Genomic DNA, 18,934 nt, shown 5'->3' with positions numbered 1-18,934 from the left:
TTTACTGTTCTTTTGTTAAAATCACAGTGTGATTTACCATCTTAATGACGCATCCACCCAATGTTTCTTTTCTAAGTTTCCTTTCTTTAATTTTATTCAAAATATTCTCAATTTTCTTACCCCTCACAAAATTTGCCTTTTTTCCCACCAAATGAATTAGATCTGATAAAGACCTAAAAATGACCTCATGTGAATTATCAAAAAAATTTTCTTTTAAAATTAGTTCAACTTTTCTATAGTTAAATGTTGAATTCTCCCTCTTATTCTTTTCAACATAAAATTTTATTGATTGATCCGACCCTTTTAAATTTTCTATAGTTAATTGAAATTTTTTCTTATCAAGTCCAAAATCATTAAATCCCTTAATTAAATTTCTTATTTTAATTCTATTGAATTTAACATCATGATTAGAGGGATCATCTACATGAAAATTGAATATAAATTTAGATATAAATAGTAAATCTTTTTTTTCAAATTTTATCAAAGGTCTAATTAAATTTATACCTTTAATTTGAGTGTTCATACCAAGCGATACAAGTCCTTTTAGGCCACTCCCCCTAGCCATTCTAAGAAAAAAGTTTTCAATTAAATCATCCATATGATGACCTAAAACTAAGTTGCTGATTTTAAGTTTTTTGCATTTAGAAAATAAAAACTCATATCTTTTATTTCTTGCTAAAGATTGAATATTATTAACAGGTTTTTTACCCTTCCAAGTGAGAACATGTGCGTTAATTTTAAAAGATTTAAGAACTCTTTTTACTTTATCAGCCTCATTAGTAGATTCTTTTCTAAGCTTATGATCTACAATAAAATACCTTGGATTTAAGTTTTTTTTTAAAGCATATACTTTTGTTAAAAAAGCTAAAGCCAAACTATCTGATCCTCCTGATACTCCAACAATGAAATTAGAATTTATTTTGAATGACTTTTCAAATTTTTTAAAAATTTTATTTACTCTTTGATTTAAAAGTCTTGATTTATAAATGTTAGGAATTTTGTTTCTTACACTCAAATTTTTGAGACTCATACTTTGCTTTTTGAATAACAGACTGTTTTGCGTTTGGATATTGTTGTGCAACACCACTTATCATTTTACAGCCTTGATCTTTTTCTCCAATCTGTATCATTGATACACCTAGCTTTAATAAATTAATAGGTGCTTTTTCTCCTTTTGGATATTTTTGATAACCCTCTAGATAAGCTGAAGCAGCATCAGTGTATAATTGTCTTATTCTAAAAGTTTCAGCATACCAATATTGTGCGTTACCAGCCAATTTATGATCAGGGTTTGAAATTACAAATTCTCTAAATGCTCTTTCAGCAGTAGAGTAATCTCCAACTTTTAAAAAACTCGTTGCAAACTCATATTGCTCAGAAGCTGAAACATCTGGTAAAATTTTTTCTTCTGCTTGAAATGTCTCGGTAACAATTGTTGCAGTTGTTTCGACTGATTGTATTTTTTGAGTTGTATCGCTTGTAGAATTATCTTTATAAGATATTGACCCTAAATCTTGTGGTTGAGATGAACCTGGTAAAATTTCTGTATCAGATTCTGAAGTTTTTTTTGAAGTCAAATTTATACTTTCACCATTTGATAAAGCAGTCTCTAAATCTTGAAATCTTAATTGATTATCTGATTGAACTTTTGAAAGTCTATTTGATAACTTATCTAGTTTAAAATTTATTTCTTCAAATTTATTAGTAAGTTCCTGAAATTGATTTTCAATTTCAGATAACTTCAATAAGTGTCTTGTAAGAACATCCTCAGAGTTGCTATCAAAGTTTGATGATGCTGAATTTGTATTATTGAATTCACTTGAATTTGAGTAAACAGCTTTTTCTAAAGTTTTTAAATCCTTTTTGATCAACTCCAGTGTATCGGAAATATTATGATTATCAGCGAGAGAGGAAAAACAAACTAAAAAATTAAAAAACAAAAAAATTTTATATTTAAATAATACTTTAAAGTATTTCATCTAATTAGGTTATGTCTAAAATAATGGCAAAAAAAAGACCTCTTAAATCATTATAATTTAAGAGGTCTTAAATATTAATTTAGTATTTTAATTTGCTTTAACTGTTACAGATCTTCTATTTTTTGACCAAGCTAATGGGTTTGACCCAGAGTCAACAGGTCTTTCTTTACCATAACTTAAAACTGAAATTCTGTCTGAAGATATTCCGTAAGTCATTAAATAATCTTTAGCTGCATTAGCTCTTCTCTCACCTAATGCTAAGTTATATTCTCTTGTTCCTCTTTCATCAGCATGTCCTTCTAAAACAATTGTAATTTTAGAATTTTTTCTTAACCATGCAGCTTGTTTTCTAAGAGTTTCTCTAGAAGCTGTAGTTAACACTGACTCGTTAGTTGCAAAAAATACTCTATCAGGAACACCTGAAGCTAAATATTCAACTGTATCTGTTCCTGTATAAACATCACCTTGCATCTGCCCAGTAGACTTTTTCGATGTAGCACATGCAGAAAGTGCTAAACACGCAACTACTATTAAAAATCCATTTTTTAGAATTTTGTTTAATTTCATTATTACTCCTTGATCAATATTTCTTTAGTCTTAGTTTTTCACAACTAATTAGATCTTTCAAGGCTAAAAATCAAGCTAATTAATTATTAATTACTTAATAAAGATGACCATGATGGGTCTGATCCGTCAGTTGGAGTAGGAACCTGTCTCTCATTATAGCCTGTTAAATCTATAGACCATAATTTTGCAGAAAAACCCTTTCCTTTAGAGTCCGTTTTAGTCTCCCTATAAAAAATCAATACTCTACCATTAGGAGACCACGATGGAGCCTCTTGATAAAAATTTTCAGTTAATAATCTTTCGCCACTTCCGTCAGTTCTCATTACACCAATATAAAATTTTCCTTTATGTAATTTTGTAAATGCTATTAGATCTCCTCTAGGAGACCAAACTGGAGTGCCGTAAATTCCTTTGCCAAAAGATATTCTTTTAACATTACTCCCATCACTCTTCATCACATATATTTGTTGATAACCACTTCTGTCAGAATTAAAAGAAATAAATTTTCCATCTGGGGAATAAGAAGGAGATGTATCTATAGATGGATGATTTGTAATTTTTTCCACTATTCTATTCTCTAGGTCCATTGTGTAAATTTCAGAATTACCATCCTTAGCAAAACTCATAATTATTTTTTTTCCATCTGGAGAAAATCTTGGTGCGAAAGTCATGCCAGGAAAATCTCCCACAACTTCTTGAGTGCCTGTTTCAATATCTAACAAATAAACTCTCGGCAAATTTCTAAAATATGAGAGATAAGTTACCATTTGACTTGTTGGATTAAATCTTGGAGTTAAAACAAGTTCGTTTCCTAATGTCAGAAATTTATTGTTAGCACCATCTTGATCCATTATAGCTAATTTTTTTACTCTTTGAGTTTTAGGTCCCTCCTCTGCAACATAAATTATTCTAGTATCAAAATAACCTTTTTCACCAGTCAATCTTTCATAGACTTTATCTGTAATGATATGGCCAACGCGTCTCCAGTTATTTGGAACAGTTGTAAAAGCAAGTGCCATCATTTCTTTTCCTGCAAGCACATCCCACAATCTAAACTCTACTCTTAGTTTTTCTTCTACACTACTAACTTTTCCAGTAATTAAAGCCTGGGCTTTAATTAAGTTCCAATCTTCAAATCTAGGCTTTAAGTTTGCAATGTCTGGTTCTTGCAAAAACGCATCTTTATTTAATGGATTAAATAAACCTGAAACTTTTAAATTATTTTCTACAATTGAAGATATTTCTGAACCGATATTTTTCTTTTTTAGAATTTTCTCAAAATTTTTTCTTGATTCTTCATCAATAGATAATGGAGAGACTGCAACAGGTAATGGGTTTAAATTACCCCTAGTTATATCTACCTCTATTAAACCAAACGATTTAACTGGTATTAAGATTATTATTAAAGTTATTATAAAATTTTTCATTTTTTTTATAAGTAATATTAACCTTCTAACATTTCTCTTGCATCAAAATTTAACTGTAATTCCTTCCATCTTTCATAACCAGTACTAGGAACTCTTAAAGGCTGACACAATTTAATAGCTCTTAAAGCACTTTCTGCCAATACTTTGTAAAAGCCTTGTCCTGGTTTATTCATTCTTGCATGATCTAAAATTTCTGACTTAATTACTGATCCATCAGGTTCCAATTCGAGTTTTATTCTAACAAGTAAATTTTCATTATATGGTAATCCAAGTGGTATACTCCAACAACCAAAAATTTGTGCTTTAAGTGCATCTTCCTCACTTAAGGATAACCCTGTATTCTCAAAATTTTTATTTTGATCTTGACTTAAATCTGGATTTTTCTTTAAGGTTTCTGCTTTACTCTCTTTAGATTTATCAATTAAGGCTGCAATATTATTTGGATCAAATAATTCCTCTTTTTCAAATTCAGATACTTGTTTTACCTCATTGTCAATTTTTTCAGGGTTTTGTTTATCCTCTTTTATTTTTTCAACTTTCTTTACTTTATCCTCTGGCATCGGAACAGCATCAGGCTTAATTTTCTTAACTTTTTTAGGTGGAGCTTGCTCTGATACTAGTTTTTTTTCTTTTTCTTTAACTTTTTCAATTATTTTTTTTGCCTTAGGTGCAAATGGGATATTTGTTTTTTCAGTTATTTGAATTAATTCCACCGAAACAATCGGCGGAAGATCAATTGGTTTTTTTGCTAAAAAAGGAAGGCTCATTGCTGTTAAAAGAATAACAAATAGGTGTAAAACAGAGGAAATTGCAATACTCCTATTCACAAAAAATTACCTCTCTTTGTACGGTTCTGAAATTAAAGCTACTTTCGTAAATCCTGAACCTGAAAGTAAACCCATAATTTCAAGAACTCTACCATAATTAATAGTTTTATCCCCTCTCACGTATATTCTTGTATCAGTCCGATTTTTTGAGACTGCTAAAACTTTTGCAATAATTTTTTCATACTCAACTTTTGACTCTTGTATAAAAATTTCACCTTTTGAATTTATAGTTAATGTTAAAGGTTCTTGCTCCTCTGGAAGGGAGTCAGCTGAACTTTCCGGTAAGTCTACTTGAACTCCTACAGTTAACAAAGGTGCTGTCACCATAAAGATAATTAATAAGACTAACATCACATCTACAAATGGTGTCACATTTATTTCACTCATTGGTTCCTTAGATGAACGATTAAACTTAAATGCCATTCTAAATAATTGTTAAGAATCTTTTAGAAAAGTTTTCCAACTTTTGTGAATATTTTAAAGAGTCATTGTTAAATTTGTTGTAAGCAATTACTGCAGGAATAGCTGCCAACAAACCTAATGCTGTAGCGAAAAGAGCTTCTGCAATTCCAGGGGCTACAATCGCTAAACTAGTATTTCTTGAAATTGCAATAGATTGAAAAGAATTCATTATACCCCAAACAGTTCCAAATAGTCCTATAAAAGGTGCCGTTGATCCAACAGTTGCTAAAAAAGTAAATCCTTTTGTAATTTTAGACATTTGTTTCTCTATCCCGGTCTCTAACATTGAAGTCATTCTAGCATTCAAATCTGTCTTAGATCTTCTTTTAAGAAGATTTTGCATAGCATCTTTAAAAATAAGGGCCATTGGATCATTAATATTTCCTGGAAGATTATTATAAAAAGACTCCGCAGATTTCGAGTTCCAAAACTTTGTTTCAAATTCTTCTGAACTTTGATTTATTTTTTTAAATAATTTAAATTTTTCAATGATTACCGCCCATGAATAAACTGAACATGCAATAAGAATAATAATGACTGATTTAACAATTATATCAGCTCTTATAAATAAGTTCAAAAGTGAAAAGTCAGCACTTGATGCAAGTCCGACTGCTTGTGATGAAATATCAGCTTCCATAAGGTCTTCTCACACTTAAATGTGTCATGAATTTGACTTTAAAAATCTAGGATTAATCATCTTTTTGGTGAGTTTCATAGTAAAAACTCGCAATTAAAATAGCATCAGCTTTGTTAGAGTCTTTTTTCTTTGAAAGTTGTGTTGAAAAATAAGGAAATATTTCGATTGCTCTTGTTCTACTAGCATCTTTTTGAGAATTAATTAAATTAAAATATTTTTTCCATTTAGCTGGTCTGACAAAAAACATTGGTAATTGCATTGCGGAACATATTCCTTTTAAAATCCCAAAAGATTGACCAAAATTAAACATACTTGTTACACCTTGCCCTGGCATAGCAGAAACTTGTTCTATCACCACTCTCACTTCATCATCTTGTTTTTTATTAATTTTTTTTGAAAATTCGTTATAAATTTGAGCGCCATTAACTTGTTTTTTATTTTTTTTACCATCAATCATGACTGGCATTTCAATTACTTCAAGAATTTTCCCATCTTCAAAAAAACAAATCGAGCCTGAAATACCTGGATCTATACCAATTATAAGCATATTTTATATCTAGTTTGAAAATTTAACATTTGAATAAATATTTTGCACATCATCATCCTCTTCTAATGTCTCAAAAAAATTAATCAATTCATCTTTTCTCTCGTTTGGAATTTCAACAGCATTTAAAGGCACCCACTCCATTCCCGTTGAAATAAAATTACTTATTTTCTTCTCTAACTCTTTTTTAACATTATAGATATCATTTATTGAGCATTGAATTTCATGAAATTCTTTATCTGATTTACACTCATTTGCACCTGCATCAATAGCGAGTTCTAATATGTCTTCATCTGAAATTTCATTTTTATCGATTTTAATTACACCTAATTGACTGAAATTGTGTGATGCTGAGCCTTGAGTTCCGAGGCTTCCCCCTGATTTTTGAAAAATTGTTCTTATATTGGAAGCGGTTCTGTTTTTGTTATCAGTCAAAGTTTCAATTATGACAGCAACTTTTTCAGGTCCAAAGCCTTCATATCTCAAATTTTCAAAATTTGACTGATTACTCATTGAGGACTTATCGATAGCTCTAGTTATGTTATCTTTTGGCATGTTTGCTGACCTTGCAGCTTGAATAGCTGAACGTAATCTTGGGTTCATAGCTGGATCTTTATCTCCTAACTTAGCCGCAACTGTAATCTCTTTAGATAGTTTGGAAAAAATTTTTGATCTTTCTTTATCAGCTTTACCTTTTTTATGTTTTATACCTGCCCAATGAGAATGTCCTGCCATAAAAAAATTAAGTATTTTTTAAAAGACCTCCAAATATGTAACTTTCTACACTATTTGCTAAGCCTGTTTCTAAATTACAATTTACTATAACTCCACTTAAAGAGGCTTCTCCAAGGGCTGGAAAATGTTTAATAGAATCTTTTTTCATAAATCTATTAAGAGAATTATCTTTATTCATTCCTATAACTGAATCGTAATCTCCGCACATACCTGCATCTGTCTGATAAGCAGTGCCATTTTTTAAAACTCTTGCATCATTAGTGGGTATGTGAGTGTGGGTTCCAATTACGAGTGTTGCTTTTCCATCAAAATAATGACCAATTGCATTTTTTTCGCTTGTTATTTCTCCATGGAAATCAACAATTAGAAAGTCATAATCTTTTTTCAGATCATATTTTTCTAAAAATTCTTTTGATATTTTAAAAACATCATCGCACTTTTTCATAAAAACATTTCCCATCAAATTTAAAACTCCTATCTTGTAATTTTTTTTTGTTTTATAAATCTCAAATCCTTTACCAGGAGCAGGTTCAAATAAATTTTTTGGTCTTAACAGTCTGTTTTCATTATCAATAAAATTCATTATGTCTTTTTGATCCCAAACATGGTTTCCAGTTGTAATAACATCAACTCCATTTTCAAAGAAATCTTTACAAATTTCTTTGGTCAAACCAACACCAGTATCATCAGCGTTCTCACCATTAATAATTACAAAATCGATATTATTTTTTTTAATCTGACTTGATAAATCATTAGTTATCTTTCTACATCCAGATGATCCAACAACATCGCCTAAAAATAAAATTTTCATAAAACTATTTATTTGTTATAATAAAATCTAACTTAATATCATAATTATTAGTTGGTATTTTTTTTACTTTTTGAAAAGAGTAAGCAAATCCAATTGTTAAAACCTTTTTTTGTTTTCTAATTTTCTTAATATAACGATCGTAGAACCCTCCACCGTAACCAATCCTATTGAAATTTTTGTCAAAAGCTAAAAGGGGTACTAATAAAATATCTGGGTATTTTGCTACTTTAGAAATTGGTTCTGGTATTCCAAATCTATTAATTGATAAAGGATCGTTTTTTGACCATTGAAAGAAATCCATTTGTGAGTTTTTCTTTATTTTTGGCAATGTTATAATGAATTTTTTTTGCTCAAACTTTTCTAAGATTTGTAAAATATTTATTTCATAGTTATATGGGTAATAGCCACCAAGTATTCTACCTGAGACTTTCTTTTTTTTTAAAATACCTAAAATTAAGTCAAAATTAAAAATAAATTTTTTAATGTTTTTTTGTTTTCTTAACTTTAGTATTTTTTTTCTAATTTGAGATTTGTTCACAAAATTTTATTAAGATATTTTATCTATATTTGCTTTTTCAACAAAATTTGAAATCTCGTCAGCAGCAGCATCAATTAACTTTTCATAATGTTTTTGATTTAGTTCAATTTCATCTTTTAATTCTATGTGATTTTTATTTAAATTTTTAATTTCTTCCTCTTTTATGTCTTTGTATTCATAAACTAGTGATTTTAACTCTCTAAATTTGTTTGAAAGTTCTTTTAATTCAATCTTTTTCTGTTCAACTTTTTTTTTGGTTTCGTAGTATTCATCCATTACTTTTACTGCAGTAATCAATAAAAGTTTATTTTCACCAATATTTCCTAAATCATTTTTTAAGTTATTAAATTTTTGATTGATTTGAATTAATAACTCCTCAAGATGTTCTTCTTGACCATCATCACATGATAACAAAAACTCTTTGCCATTGAATTTTATAGTTACGTTTGCCATTTATCGATTTCGTCCATTAAAGTATTAGTTTCTTGATTTAATTCATCTATTTTTTCAGAAAATTCTATTCTTTTTTTTTCCTCAATTTTTTCTTTGTTTTCCAACTCCTCCAATTTTCTTGTTAAATTATCATGTTCATCCACCAAAGTTTTATATTTTTTCTCTATTTCAGATTTTTCAATTTCTAATTGATTTTTTTGTTCACCAAGAATTTCAATATTTTTTTTTATATCTGGATTTTCTAAATTTAAACTTTTTAGTTTAGTCAAAGCTAAATTTAGCTTTTTTTCTTTTTCAAGAATAGAATTCATATATATATATTTATATTATTAAATAGAATCTTCTAAGTCTATACAGGATAATTTTGAAAAAACTTTATAAAGAATTAGCTAATTGTATAAGATTTCTCTCAATTGATGCTGTCCAAAAAGCAAACTCAGGGCACCCTGGAATGCCAATGGGAATGGCTGATGTTGCTACGGTGCTTTTTAAAGATTTTTTAAAATTTAATCCAAAAAATCCTAGCTGGATAAACAGAGATAGATTTGTTCTCTCTGCTGGCCATGGATCAATGTTGCTTTACTCACTTCTATATCTAACTGGTTACAAAAGTGTCTCTTTAAATGATATTAAAAATTTTAGACAATTAGAGTCTATTTGTGCTGGACATCCTGAATATCATCCTAATACTGGTATTGAAACTACTACAGGTCCATTAGGGCAAGGAATTTCAAATGCAGTTGGCTTTGCAATATCAGAAGAAATTTTAAAAAAACAATTAGGAAAAAAAAAAATTGACCATAAAACTTATGTGCTTGCTGGCGATGGATGCTTAATGGAAGGTATTAGTCACGAGGCATTAAGTTTAGCTGGACATTTGAAACTAAAAAATCTTATTTTATTATTTGACAATAATTCTGTCTCAATTGATGGTCCTACTAACTTAGCTGTTTCAGATAATCACGAAAAAAGATTTAAAAGCTACGGATGGAACTACTTAAAAATTAATGGACATGATTTCAAAGAAATATCTAAAGCTTTAAAAAAAGCACAAAATTCAAAAAAACCTATAGCAATTTCATGTAAAACAACAATCGGTTATGGATCTCCTAACAAGGGGGGTAAGGCCTCATCACATGGAAGTCCACTAGGTGATGAGGAAATAAAACTTGTAAGAAAAAAACTTAAATGGGAATATGAACCCTTCAAGATTCCAGCTGAATTATTAAGTGAATGGAGAAAAATTGGGGAAAGGACCTCACAAAAAGCTCAGAAAAATAAAACAATTTTTTCAAATTCTAAAAATTTGAAATCATTAAAAAAATTAATTGAAAAAGCAAAAGTTGAATATTTTGGAAATATGAAACCAATCGCTACAAGGAAATCATCCGAAATATTTTTAAACATCATAGCGAAATTTCCTAACTTAATTGGTGGCTCAGCTGATTTAGCTGGATCAAACAATACTAAAACAAAAGATCATAAAATAATCAAACCAGGTGATTTTTCAGGAAATTATATTCATTATGGAGTTAGAGAGCACGCGATGTGTGGAATAATGAATGGTATAGCCTTACACAGTGGCTTAATTCCTTATGGTGGAACGTTTTTAATATTTAGTGACTATTGTAAACCATCTATCAGACTAGCAGCAATGATGAAACAACAAGTTATATATGTTTTTACTCATGACTCTATTGGCTTGGGTGAGGATGGCCCAACTCATCAGCCAATTGAACAATTAACAAGTTTAAGATCTATTCCGAATTTAAACGTTTTTAGACCTTCAGATACTATTGAAACTTTTGAGTGTTGGGAATTAGCTCTTGAAAGTAAAAACACTCCCAGTGTAATTTCGCTAACCAGACAAGGTGTCAATCCTATTAGACTTGAAAATTCTCTCAAAAATAAATCGTCCTTGGGTGCTTATGAAGTTTTGAGAACTGGGGATAATATAAGTGTAACAATTTTAGCAACTGGGTCTGAAACAAGTTTAGCTAATGATGTGGGTCATAAATTAGCCACAGATGGTATTTATTCCAAAATCATATCAATGCCTTGTCAAAAAATATTTGATCATCAAAATGAAGAATATAAAAAAAAAATATTAGGTGAAACTAAACTAGTAGTATCTATAGAAGCATCAGAAACCAATTATTGGAAAAAATATACTGGTATAAATGGATTAAACTTTGGAATTAACGACTTTGGAAAAAGCGCACCTTATAAAAAAATTTATGACCATTTTAAGTTAAATTCTGAAAGTATTGTAAAAAAAATTAAAGAAAAATTATGAAAGTAAAAATTGGTATTAATGGAATGGGGAGAATAGGGAGAATGATTCTTCGCTCTATTTATGAGGGAAATAAAAAAATAGAAATTGTTCATATTAACAATAGAACAAATTCTGAGACTTGTTCGACTCTTTTAAAATATGACTCAATCCATGGAAAATTCAAAGCTGATGTAAGCTACGATAAAAATAATCTTATTGTAAATAGAGACAAAATTCCATTTGTTCAAGAAACAGATTTAAATCAAATTAATTGGGAAAAATATGGTGTTGACTACGTATTTGAGTGTACTGGAAAATTTAATTCGAAAGATAAATTGCAACCACATCTTAACAACGGAGCAAAAAAAGTTATTGTCTCAGCTCCATGTAAAAATGCAGATAAAACTATTGTCTTTGGTGTAAATGAATCTGAATTAAAAAAAGAAGATAAAATTATTTCTGCTGCATCCTGCACAACAAATTGCCTAGCGCCAGTTGCCTATATTTTAAATGATAATTTTGGAATAGAAAAAGGTTTTATGACGACCATACATGCATTTACCAGCGATCAAAGAATTTTAGATAATTCACACAAAGACCCTAGAAGAGCTAGATCTGCTAGTCAATCAATTATACCAACTTCTACTGGTGCATCAAAAGCTATTGGTGAAATAATTCCTTCACTTAAAGGAAAGTTAGAGGGTGTAGCAATGAGAGTGCCAACCCCAAATGTTTCATTAATTGAACTTGTCTTTTGCACTAAAAAGGATTTGAGTATTGAAAAAATAAATTCAGTATTTGAAGATTTTAGTAAAAAAAATAAAGTTATTGAAGTCACAAAAGAAAAACTTGTTTCAATTGATTTTAATCATAATCCTGCCTCATCAATTATTGATGCAAGTTTAACAAATGTGGTTAGCAAAAATATGGGAAAAATCTCAGCGTGGTATGATAATGAATGGGGTTTTTCAAATAGGATGTGTGATATAGCTGAATACCTTCATAAGATTTCTTAATGAATAGTATAAAAGTCCTAAAAAATCTTAATAAGAAAATGGTTTTGTTAAGATTGGATTTGAATGTCCCGCTCAAAAATGGGTCAATTACTGACGAAACAAGAATAAATAAGGTTATTCCAATCATAAATTTTTTAATTAAAGAACAATCAAAAATTATAATAATTTCTCATGTAGGACGACCAAAGGGAAGAATAATTACAGATCTCTCACTTAAACCAATTTGTGAAAATATTGAAAAAAAAATGAATAGAAAAATAAGATTAATAAAAGAAGATATTTTTAAATTAGAAAAAGAGGATTTGTTTGAAGACCCTAACGACCAAATAGTTTTTTTAGAGAATATTAGATTTTATGAAGAGGAAGAAAAAAATGACACAAATTTCGCAAAACATTTAGCTAAACTTGCTGATTTGTATGTAAACGATGCTTTTTCTTGCTCTCATAGAGCTCACGCCTCTGTCAGCAAAATTACTGAATTTCTTCCATCTTTTGCAGGCTTACAGTTAGAAACTGAAATTAGAGCTTTAAAAAAAGTTACGTCAGAAATCAAAAAACCGATCACTTGTATTATTGGGGGTTCAAAAATTTCAACAAAAATTGGAATAATCAAAAATTTAATATCTAAATTTGATAATCTTATCATTGTTGGTGGAATGGCTAATAACATTATTAAATACAAAGGAAACCAAATAGGTAAGTCAATTAGAGAGGAAAATTGTGATCTAATGATCAAAGAAATTTTTGAAACTTTAAAAAATTATTCTTGTAAAATTATTTTCCCAGATGATGTGTTAATTGGAAAAAATTTAGATGATGAACCTCAAGTTAAAGAACTTAATAATATTCAAGATAATGATATCATTTTGGATATTGGTCCTAAGACCTTAGACAAGATAAAAAGTATTATTGAAAATAGTAAAACTGTTCTTTGGAACGGACCAGCAGGTTATTTTGAAAATCCAAATTTTGCTAATGGCAGTTACGAAATTGCAAAGGCTATTACAAAAAAAAATAAAAATAACTCACTTTACTCAGTTGTAGGAGGCGGAGATACAATAGCTCTTATCAATAAAATTAAATTAATAGATAGTTTTAATTTTGTTTCAACTGCTGGTGGAGCGTTTTTAGAATATCTTGAAGGAAAAGAGTTACCTGGTATAAAAGCTTTAAGTTAATATGTCAGAATTAAATAACATTGCTTTAAAAATACTTAACAATGGAAAAGGTATACTTGCAGCTGATGAGAGTACTACTACCATGACTAAAAGATTGGAATCAGTTAAAGTTCAATCAACAGCTAAAAACCGTTTATTATTCAGAGAAACATTGTTTAGTGCTTCTGGTATGACTGAGTATATAGGAGGTGTAATTTTATACGATGAAACAATAAAACAAATTACCTCAAAAAAAAATAAAATCCCAGAATTAATTTCTGCAATGGGCAGTACCCCGGGTATTAAAGTTGATACAGGAGCAAAAGTTTTAGCTGGTTCAACGAATGAAAAAATTACTGAGGGTTTGGATGGATTAAGAGAGAGATTAAAAGAATATTATAAATTAGGAGCCAAGTTTACAAAATGGAGAGGTGTTTATAACATATCAAAAGAACATCCAAGTAAACTTTCAATTCAATCTAATGCACATGCATTAGCTAGATACTCTGCATTAGTTCAAGAATGTAATATGGTTCCAATTGTTGAGCCTGAAGTCTTGATGGATGGAGATCATTCAGCAAAAGAATGTTATGAAAAGACTTCCGAAGTAATAAAAAAATGTTTTGAAGAATTAATCTTACATAAAGTTGATTTGAAAGGAATTATATTAAAGCCAAATATGATTTTAGATGGTAATAAATGTAAAAACAAGATATCGAATGAAGAAGTGGCAAAGTTAACTCTTAAATGTTTAAAAGCCTCTGTTCCATCAGAGGTACCAGGAATAGCATTTTTATCTGGTGGGCAATCAGAAATTGAGGCAACAGAAAATTTAAATCTAATTAATAAATACAATGATACCAACTTTATAATGAGCTATTCTTATGGACGAGCTCTTCAGCAAAGCGCGTTAAAATTATGGTCCCAAGACACAAAAAATGTTGAAGGAACTCAAAAAATTTTTAACCAAAGAGCAAAAATGAATTCTTTAGCTGCTCAGGGCAAATGGTCTAAAGAACTTGAGAATTAATAGAAAAAAATTTATTTATCTCATTTCACCAATCAAAATTTATAAGTCATTCTATCAAGATTTAATTATGGTCCTTCAACAAAAAAAAGTTAGTTTTTTCCAGTTGCGACTTAAAAAAGGATCTCGTAAAAAAAAATTAATCGTCGGAAGAAAAATTATGAAAATTTGTAAAAGATTTAATGTCAAATTCCTGATTAATGATGATGTTTTTATCGCTAAGAAATTAAATGCTGATGGTTGTCACTTAGGTCAAAAAGATATGAACATTATTAAAGCAAGAAAATTAATTGGCAATAAGATAATAGGTGTTACCTGTCATAACTCTATAAAATTATCAAAAATTGCTGTTAGAAATAAAGCTGACTATATAGCCTTAGGGGCTTTTAATAATTCAAAAACCAAAAAAATAAAATACAGAGCCTCAATTAATTTGCTCAGAAAAGTCAAAAAAATCACAAAAACTCCTGTGGTTGCTATTGGTGGAATTAATTCTAGTAATTATAAAAATCTTTTATTGAATAAAGCAAACTTTTTAGCTATTTCAGGCTACATTTGGAATAACGATAGATTAAAACCAATAGAAGCAATTAAGATTTTAAAATGAAAATAAATGCTGGAGAAATTAGAGTGGGTATGCTTCTAGAGCATAAAAATGACTTGTGGCAAGTACTAAAAACCCAACATGTAAAGCCCGGAAAAGGAGGAGCATTTGCACAGGTTGAGATGAAAAGTTTAAATAAAAATACAAAATTAAATGAAAGATTTAGATCAAGTGAAACTGTTGAAAAAGCATCATTAGATGAAGTCAACTATAACTATTTATATGAAGATGAAAATAACTATTTTTTTATGGAACCAAAATCATTCGAGCAAATTGAAATTAAAAAAAGTTTAATTGGTGAGAAGGGAAAATTGTTAACTGAAAATCTAGAAGTTTCTGTCAGCTTTTATAACGAGCTACCTATTTCAGTAGATTTGCCAAAGCAAGTAATATGTAAAATAGAAACAACTGACGCAGCTTTAAAGGGACAAACTGTTTCATCATCTTATAAACCAGCAATCCTAAATAATGGTTTGAATGTTCAGGTACCTCCTTTTATTGAAGTTGGTGATGAAGTGATTATAGATACAAGAAACCTTGAATATATTAAGAAAAATTAATTATGAATTCAATTTCTGCTAACCTAAACATTATGATCAAGGCTTCTGAAAAAGCATCAAAGATATTAATCAGAGATTTTGGTGAAATTGAAAAACTTCAAGTAAAAAAAAAGGGACCCTCAGATTTTGTAACTAATGCAGATTTGAAAGCTGAAAAAATAATTATAGACGAGCTGAAAAAGGGGAAACCAAATTTTTCAATTTTAAGTGAAGAAATCGGTTTTGAAAAAAATAAAGACATTAAAAATACTTGGATTATCGATCCTATAGATGGAACTATTAATTTCTTACATGGTATACCTCATTTTGCTATTTCGATTGGTTTAATGTCAAATAATGAAATTAAATCTGGTTTGATTTTTGATCCTATTAAAAATGAAATGTTTTATGCAGAAAAAAATAACGGTGCTTTTTTTAACAATGAACGAATTAGAGTTTCCAAAAAAAATGAGTTGTCAGATTGTTTATTTGCAACAGGTGGAAAAAAATATAATTCCATAAATGAAATTTCTACAAGAAAATCTGGTTGTGCAGCTTTAGATCTAGCTTATGTTGCTTCGGGAAGATATGATGGATATTGCCAGAATAATCTTAATCTTTGGGATATAGCTGCTGGATTAATTATCCTTCAGGAGGCTGGTGGCGTAATAAATGATATTGACCTCAATAGTCATAAAAATTTAAATGTGATAGCATCAAGTCCTAATATTAATGATAAATTCATCAAAAAAATAAGCAACTTTTAATTGTTTTAAAAAAAACTTTTGCTATAAGTCTCCAAATGAAAAAAAAAATTCATCCAAATTATCACTCAATTAAAGTCGAGATGACTGACGGTACTCAATTTGAAACTAAGTCAACTTGGGGAAAAGAAGGTGATTTGCTAAAATTGGAGATTGATCCAAAGTCTCATTCTGCATGGACTGGGGGGAAACAAAAATTGATGGATAAAGGAAGAATAAGTAAATTTAACAAAAAATTCCAAAACTTTAAAAGTGAAAAGTAATTAATGTCTAACGCACCATTAATGCCGATGGCAACAGCTGTTTGGCTTGTAGAAAATACTACTCTAACATTTAAACAAATTGCTGAATTTTGTAAACTGCATGTTGTTGAAGTTCAAGGAATTGCTGATGGAGAAGTAGCTAAAGGCATTAAAGGATATAATCCTATAATTGCTGGTCAGCTCACTAGAGATGAAATAAATTTATCTGCAAATGATGAGGACAGACCCTTGCAAATTCAAAATACTGATGTTGAAATATCATATTCTGAAAAAAAAAACAAAAAATACATTCCGTTATCTAAAAGACAAGACAAACCAGATTCTGCTTTATGGTTAATTAAAAATTATTCTCAATTAAAAGATTCCCAAATTGCAAAATTAATTGGTATGACTAAAAATTCTGTCACATCTATAAGAAACAAAAGTTATTGGAATTTTAATAATCTAAATTCAAAAGATCCAGTAGCCCTAGGTCTTTTTTCACAAAAAGATTTAATTGAAGCAGATGAAAAAGCTCAAAGAAGAATAAAGAGAGAGAAAAAAGAGAAAGAAAAAGCCTTAAAGAACCAATGAGCCTATCAGATAAAACTTATGGACATAAAATTTTAAAAATGCTAACTAACCATTTTTTTGGAGGTAGTTATTAAAATAGAAGTAAAAGATAACAATGTGGAACAAGCTCTTAGAGTTTTAAAAAGAAAACTCCAAAGAGACGGTTTTTTTAAAATAATAAAACTTAAAAACACTTACGAGAAACCCTCGGAAAAAAAGAAGAGAATTTTGCAAGAAAACATTAAAAGAGTAAAAAAACTCAACAAGCTAAGAAATAGAATTTAAATATATCGCGGGGTGGAGCAGTCTGGTAGCTCGTCAGGCTCATAACCTGAAGGTCGGCGGTTCAAATCCGTCCCCCGCAACCAATTAATATAAAATTAACTTTTTTTAAAATATCTTTTAATATACATCGTGGACAATTTATCTTTAATAATACCTCTTTATAACGAAGCAAATAGGTTAAATGATAGCCTAAAAATTATTAAAAAGTTCTTATCTAAAAAAAAAAATTCTGAAGTAATCTTTGTTAATGATGGAAGTAATGATCAATCTGACAAAATAATCAAAAATTTTATCTCAAAATTTAAAAAAAAAAAATTAATAAAATATGTTTATTATAGAAAAAATATTGGTAAGGGTTTTGCAATCAAAAAAGGTGTATCGAAATCAAAAAAAAAATGGATTTTAATTTGTGACTTAGATATGTCCGTCAAACCTGATCAAGTTGATATTTGGGAGAAAAAAAAATTCATAATAAAAAATAAAGTTGCTTATTTTGCATCTCGAAAACATTTTTCGTCAAAAATAAAAACATCTAATGTAAGAAGATTTCTGGGGTTTTTTTTTAATATAGTTATTTATTTATTATTTGATATTAAGATAAAAGATACTCAGTGTGGTTTCAAATTATTTAATAAAAACTACGCTAAATCAGTTTTTAAAAAAATAAACTCATATAGATTTTCTTTTGATGTAGAGTTAATTTTATTGTTGAATGAAAAAAAAATTGAAATTAAAGAGTTGCCCACAACTTGGGTTCATAAAAATGGAAGTAAACTAAATATATTCTATGACATGCCATTGATGTTTTTTGATATTTTAAAAATAAAACTAAAAAGAGATAATTAATGAAAAATTTTATATTAAAATTTAAATTTTTTTACAGATTATATCAAAAAATAATAAGAAAAAATCAGGATGATTATAAATTCATCAAATATATTTTCAATCAAAATGAAAAAGTAAATATTCTAGATTTATGTTGTGGTGATAGCTTTGTTTTAGATTATATAAATGATGATGTTTTAAATTATACTGGAATTGATAATAACGAAAATTATCTAAAAGACTCTAGATTAAAATATCCTAAATTTAACTTTATTAACTCTGATTTAGAAAACATTGATAAAATTCCAGATTTAGAAAAAAACAGTGTAGATTTTATTTTTCTTAATGGGGCTATTCATCATTTAGATGACAATCTTGTTATAAAGTTATTTAACTACCTGGAGCAAAAATACCCAAACGCAAAATATCTAACAATAGATCCAATTAAAGATAATAATAAGTTTCTAAACAAAATCATGATTAATTTTGATAGAGGAAAATTCATCCGAGATAATGTTGGTTATAAAAATATAATGAAAAAATTCAATTTTTTAATTACTGATGATTTTTTTAGAATGAGTTTTAAATTGATTTTCCACTATAAGAATTTTGACTTAAAGGGAACATACAAGAGCTGGAAAAAATAA

At 28.7% G+C, this 18,934-nt stretch carries 25 protein-coding genes and 1 tRNA gene; 13 read left to right on the top strand and 13 right to left on the bottom strand.

The genetic code is table 11. The features are described from left to right. Position 1 precedes the first annotated feature (1 nt). The 13 genes from tilS to B5L73_RS01795 form a co-directional block, all read right to left on the bottom strand. Complete coding sequence (tilS, locus tag B5L73_RS01855; RefSeq protein WP_085147219.1) at positions 2–1,030, bottom strand: tRNA lysidine(34) synthetase TilS; 1,029 nt, start codon at positions 1,028–1,030, stop codon at positions 2–4. After that, positions 990–1,979, bottom strand: a complete 990-nt coding sequence (gene ybgF, locus B5L73_RS01850; RefSeq protein WP_085147217.1) for a tol-pal system protein YbgF — start codon at positions 1,977–1,979, stop codon at positions 990–992. Before ybgF ends, tilS begins: the two co-directional genes overlap by 41 nt. Before the next feature lie 87 nt (positions 1,980–2,066). Next, entirely contained in the window at positions 2,067–2,546 is a 480-nt protein-coding gene (pal, locus tag B5L73_RS01845) for a peptidoglycan-associated lipoprotein Pal (RefSeq protein WP_085147215.1), read from the bottom strand. Positions 2,547–2,632: 86 nt separating this feature from the next. Continuing rightward, positions 2,633–3,973, bottom strand: a complete 1,341-nt coding sequence (gene tolB, locus B5L73_RS01840) for a Tol-Pal system beta propeller repeat protein TolB (RefSeq protein ID WP_085147213.1) — start codon at positions 3,971–3,973, stop codon at positions 2,633–2,635. Between the two features lie 17 nt (positions 3,974–3,990). Further along, on the bottom strand, positions 3,991–4,800 hold the full coding sequence (locus B5L73_RS01835; RefSeq protein ID WP_085147211.1) for a cell envelope biogenesis protein TolA: 810 nt from the start codon (positions 4,798–4,800) through the stop codon (positions 3,991–3,993). 6 nt (positions 4,801–4,806) lie between these two features. Further along, positions 4,807–5,223 carry a protein TolR gene (gene tolR, locus B5L73_RS01830; protein ID WP_085114691.1) on the bottom strand — a complete coding sequence of 139 codons (417 nt, stop codon included), beginning with the start codon at positions 5,221–5,223 and terminating at the stop codon, positions 4,807–4,809. A gap of 1 nt (position 5,224) precedes the next feature. Beyond that, complete coding sequence (gene tolQ, locus B5L73_RS01825; RefSeq protein ID WP_085147209.1) at positions 5,225–5,899, bottom strand: protein TolQ; 675 nt, start codon at positions 5,897–5,899, stop codon at positions 5,225–5,227. Between the two features lie 52 nt (positions 5,900–5,951). Next, positions 5,952–6,446 carry a crossover junction endodeoxyribonuclease gene (locus B5L73_RS01820; protein ID WP_085147207.1) on the bottom strand — a complete coding sequence of 165 codons (495 nt, stop codon included), beginning with the start codon at positions 6,444–6,446 and terminating at the stop codon, positions 5,952–5,954. Between the two features lie 9 nt (positions 6,447–6,455). Further along, entirely contained in the window at positions 6,456–7,178 is a 723-nt protein-coding gene (locus tag B5L73_RS01815) for a YebC/PmpR family DNA-binding transcriptional regulator (protein ID WP_085147205.1), read from the bottom strand. Between the two features lie 7 nt (positions 7,179–7,185). After that, positions 7,186–7,989: a TIGR00282 family metallophosphoesterase gene (locus B5L73_RS01810; RefSeq protein ID WP_085147203.1), complete on the bottom strand. Its 804-nt coding sequence runs from the start codon at positions 7,987–7,989 to the stop codon at positions 7,186–7,188. Positions 7,990–7,993: 4 nt separating this feature from the next. Further along, the gene (locus B5L73_RS01805; RefSeq protein ID WP_085147201.1) at positions 7,994–8,527 is read right to left on the bottom strand and encodes a 5-formyltetrahydrofolate cyclo-ligase; all 534 of its coding nucleotides are present in this window, start codon (positions 8,525–8,527) and stop codon (positions 7,994–7,996) included. A 9-nt stretch (positions 8,528–8,536) separates the two neighbouring features. Further along, positions 8,537–8,980, bottom strand: coding sequence for a cell division protein ZapA (locus B5L73_RS01800; RefSeq protein ID WP_085147199.1), 444 nt, complete (start codon positions 8,978–8,980; stop codon positions 8,537–8,539). Then, a complete protein-coding gene (locus tag B5L73_RS01795) occupies positions 8,968–9,291 on the bottom strand; it encodes a 5-formyltetrahydrofolate cyclo-ligase (protein ID WP_085147197.1) in 324 nt (107 codons plus the stop codon). The genes B5L73_RS01800 and B5L73_RS01795 overlap by 13 nt, the downstream gene beginning before the upstream one ends. 53 nt (positions 9,292–9,344) lie before the next feature. Here B5L73_RS01795 and tkt point away from each other — a divergent pair, with 53 nt between their 5' ends. The 13 genes from tkt to B5L73_RS01730 all read left to right on the top strand — a co-directional run bounded on the left by tkt (position 9,345) and on the right by B5L73_RS01730 (position 18,934). After that, positions 9,345–11,276 carry a transketolase gene (gene tkt, locus B5L73_RS01790; RefSeq protein WP_085147195.1) on the top strand — a complete coding sequence of 644 codons (1,932 nt, stop codon included), beginning with the start codon at positions 9,345–9,347 and terminating at the stop codon, positions 11,274–11,276. Continuing rightward, on the top strand, positions 11,273–12,271 hold the full coding sequence (gene gap / locus B5L73_RS01785; protein WP_085147193.1) for a type I glyceraldehyde-3-phosphate dehydrogenase: 999 nt from the start codon (positions 11,273–11,275) through the stop codon (positions 12,269–12,271). The genes tkt and gap overlap by 4 nt, the downstream gene beginning before the upstream one ends. Further along, a complete protein-coding gene (locus tag B5L73_RS01780) occupies positions 12,271–13,449 on the top strand; it encodes a phosphoglycerate kinase (RefSeq protein WP_085147191.1) in 1,179 nt (392 codons plus the stop codon). Before gap ends, B5L73_RS01780 begins: the two co-directional genes overlap by 1 nt. A gap of 1 nt (position 13,450) precedes the next feature. Further along, on the top strand, positions 13,451–14,458 hold the full coding sequence (locus B5L73_RS01775; RefSeq protein ID WP_085147189.1) for a class I fructose-bisphosphate aldolase: 1,008 nt from the start codon (positions 13,451–13,453) through the stop codon (positions 14,456–14,458). Then, positions 14,421–15,062 carry a thiamine phosphate synthase gene (locus B5L73_RS01770; protein ID WP_315861693.1) on the top strand — a complete coding sequence of 214 codons (642 nt, stop codon included), beginning with the start codon at positions 14,421–14,423 and terminating at the stop codon, positions 15,060–15,062. The genes B5L73_RS01775 and B5L73_RS01770 overlap by 38 nt, the downstream gene beginning before the upstream one ends. Beyond that, positions 15,059–15,619 (top strand): elongation factor P, encoded by a 561-nt coding sequence (efp, locus tag B5L73_RS01765; RefSeq protein ID WP_085147185.1) that lies wholly within the window; start codon positions 15,059–15,061, stop codon positions 15,617–15,619. Before B5L73_RS01770 ends, efp begins: the two co-directional genes overlap by 4 nt. 2 nt (positions 15,620–15,621) lie before the next feature. Beyond that, entirely contained in the window at positions 15,622–16,365 is a 744-nt protein-coding gene (locus tag B5L73_RS01760; protein ID WP_085147183.1) for an inositol monophosphatase family protein, read from the top strand. 35 nt (positions 16,366–16,400) lie between these two features. After that, a complete protein-coding gene (gene rpmE / locus B5L73_RS01755; protein ID WP_085147181.1) occupies positions 16,401–16,625 on the top strand; it encodes a 50S ribosomal protein L31 in 225 nt (74 codons plus the stop codon). Between the two features lie 3 nt (positions 16,626–16,628). Beyond that, complete coding sequence (locus B5L73_RS01750) at positions 16,629–17,198, top strand: DUF1013 domain-containing protein (RefSeq protein ID WP_085147179.1); 570 nt, start codon at positions 16,629–16,631, stop codon at positions 17,196–17,198. A gap of 69 nt (positions 17,199–17,267) precedes the next feature. Beyond that, the gene (gene rpsU / locus B5L73_RS01745) at positions 17,268–17,462 is read left to right on the top strand and encodes a 30S ribosomal protein S21 (RefSeq protein WP_085149573.1); all 195 of its coding nucleotides are present in this window, start codon (positions 17,268–17,270) and stop codon (positions 17,460–17,462) included. A gap of 6 nt (positions 17,463–17,468) precedes the next feature. Beyond that, a tRNA-Met gene (locus B5L73_RS01740) sits at positions 17,469–17,545 on the top strand. A 46-nt stretch (positions 17,546–17,591) separates the two neighbouring features. Continuing rightward, on the top strand, positions 17,592–18,308 hold the full coding sequence (locus B5L73_RS01735) for a glycosyltransferase (RefSeq protein WP_198150123.1): 717 nt from the start codon (positions 17,592–17,594) through the stop codon (positions 18,306–18,308). Continuing rightward, positions 18,308–18,934, top strand: coding sequence for a methyltransferase domain-containing protein (locus B5L73_RS01730; protein WP_085147175.1), 627 nt, complete (start codon positions 18,308–18,310; stop codon positions 18,932–18,934). The genes B5L73_RS01735 and B5L73_RS01730 overlap by 1 nt, the downstream gene beginning before the upstream one ends.

This window comes from Candidatus Pelagibacter sp. RS39, assembly GCF_002101315.1.
Taxonomy (GTDB): domain Bacteria; phylum Pseudomonadota; class Alphaproteobacteria; order Pelagibacterales; family Pelagibacteraceae; genus Pelagibacter.
Note: the sequence above shows the minus strand (reverse complement) of the source record. Positions and strands in the feature narration are given on the sequence as shown.

What these genes read in the sequence shown, in the direction of transcription:
- tilS (WP_085147219.1), bottom strand. Translation starts at nt 1,030, where the DNA reads ATGAGTCTCAAAAATTTGAGTGTAAGAAACAAAATTCCTAACATTTAT.
- ybgF (WP_085147217.1), bottom strand. Translation starts at nt 1,979, where the DNA reads ATGAAATACTTTAAAGTATTATTTAAATATAAAATTTTTTTGTTTTTT.
- pal (WP_085147215.1), bottom strand. Translation starts at nt 2,546, where the DNA reads ATGAAATTAAACAAAATTCTAAAAAATGGATTTTTAATAGTAGTTGCG.
- tolB (WP_085147213.1), bottom strand. Translation starts at nt 3,973, where the DNA reads ATGAAAAATTTTATAATAACTTTAATAATAATCTTAATACCAGTTAAA.
- tolR (WP_085114691.1), bottom strand. Translation starts at nt 5,223, where the DNA reads ATGGCATTTAAGTTTAATCGTTCATCTAAGGAACCAATGAGTGAAATA.
- tolQ (WP_085147209.1), bottom strand. Translation starts at nt 5,899, where the DNA reads ATGGAAGCTGATATTTCATCACAAGCAGTCGGACTTGCATCAAGTGCT.
- B5L73_RS01820 (WP_085147207.1), bottom strand. Translation starts at nt 6,446, where the DNA reads ATGCTTATAATTGGTATAGATCCAGGTATTTCAGGCTCGATTTGTTTT.
- B5L73_RS01815 (WP_085147205.1), bottom strand. Translation starts at nt 7,178, where the DNA reads ATGGCAGGACATTCTCATTGGGCAGGTATAAAACATAAAAAAGGTAAA.
- B5L73_RS01810 (WP_085147203.1), bottom strand. Translation starts at nt 7,989, where the DNA reads ATGAAAATTTTATTTTTAGGCGATGTTGTTGGATCATCTGGATGTAGA.
- B5L73_RS01800 (WP_085147199.1), bottom strand. Translation starts at nt 8,980, where the DNA reads ATGGCAAACGTAACTATAAAATTCAATGGCAAAGAGTTTTTGTTATCA.
- B5L73_RS01795 (WP_085147197.1), bottom strand. Translation starts at nt 9,291, where the DNA reads ATGAATTCTATTCTTGAAAAAGAAAAAAAGCTAAATTTAGCTTTGACT.
- gap (WP_085147193.1), top strand. Translation starts at nt 11,273, where the DNA reads ATGAAAGTAAAAATTGGTATTAATGGAATGGGGAGAATAGGGAGAATG.
- B5L73_RS01780 (WP_085147191.1), top strand. Translation starts at nt 12,271, where the DNA reads ATGAATAGTATAAAAGTCCTAAAAAATCTTAATAAGAAAATGGTTTTG.
- B5L73_RS01775 (WP_085147189.1), top strand. Translation starts at nt 13,451, where the DNA reads ATGTCAGAATTAAATAACATTGCTTTAAAAATACTTAACAATGGAAAA.
- efp (WP_085147185.1), top strand. Translation starts at nt 15,059, where the DNA reads ATGAAAATAAATGCTGGAGAAATTAGAGTGGGTATGCTTCTAGAGCAT.
- B5L73_RS01760 (WP_085147183.1), top strand. Translation starts at nt 15,622, where the DNA reads ATGAATTCAATTTCTGCTAACCTAAACATTATGATCAAGGCTTCTGAA.
- rpmE (WP_085147181.1), top strand. Translation starts at nt 16,401, where the DNA reads ATGAAAAAAAAAATTCATCCAAATTATCACTCAATTAAAGTCGAGATG.
- B5L73_RS01750 (WP_085147179.1), top strand. Translation starts at nt 16,629, where the DNA reads ATGTCTAACGCACCATTAATGCCGATGGCAACAGCTGTTTGGCTTGTA.
- B5L73_RS01730 (WP_085147175.1), top strand. Translation starts at nt 18,308, where the DNA reads ATGAAAAATTTTATATTAAAATTTAAATTTTTTTACAGATTATATCAA.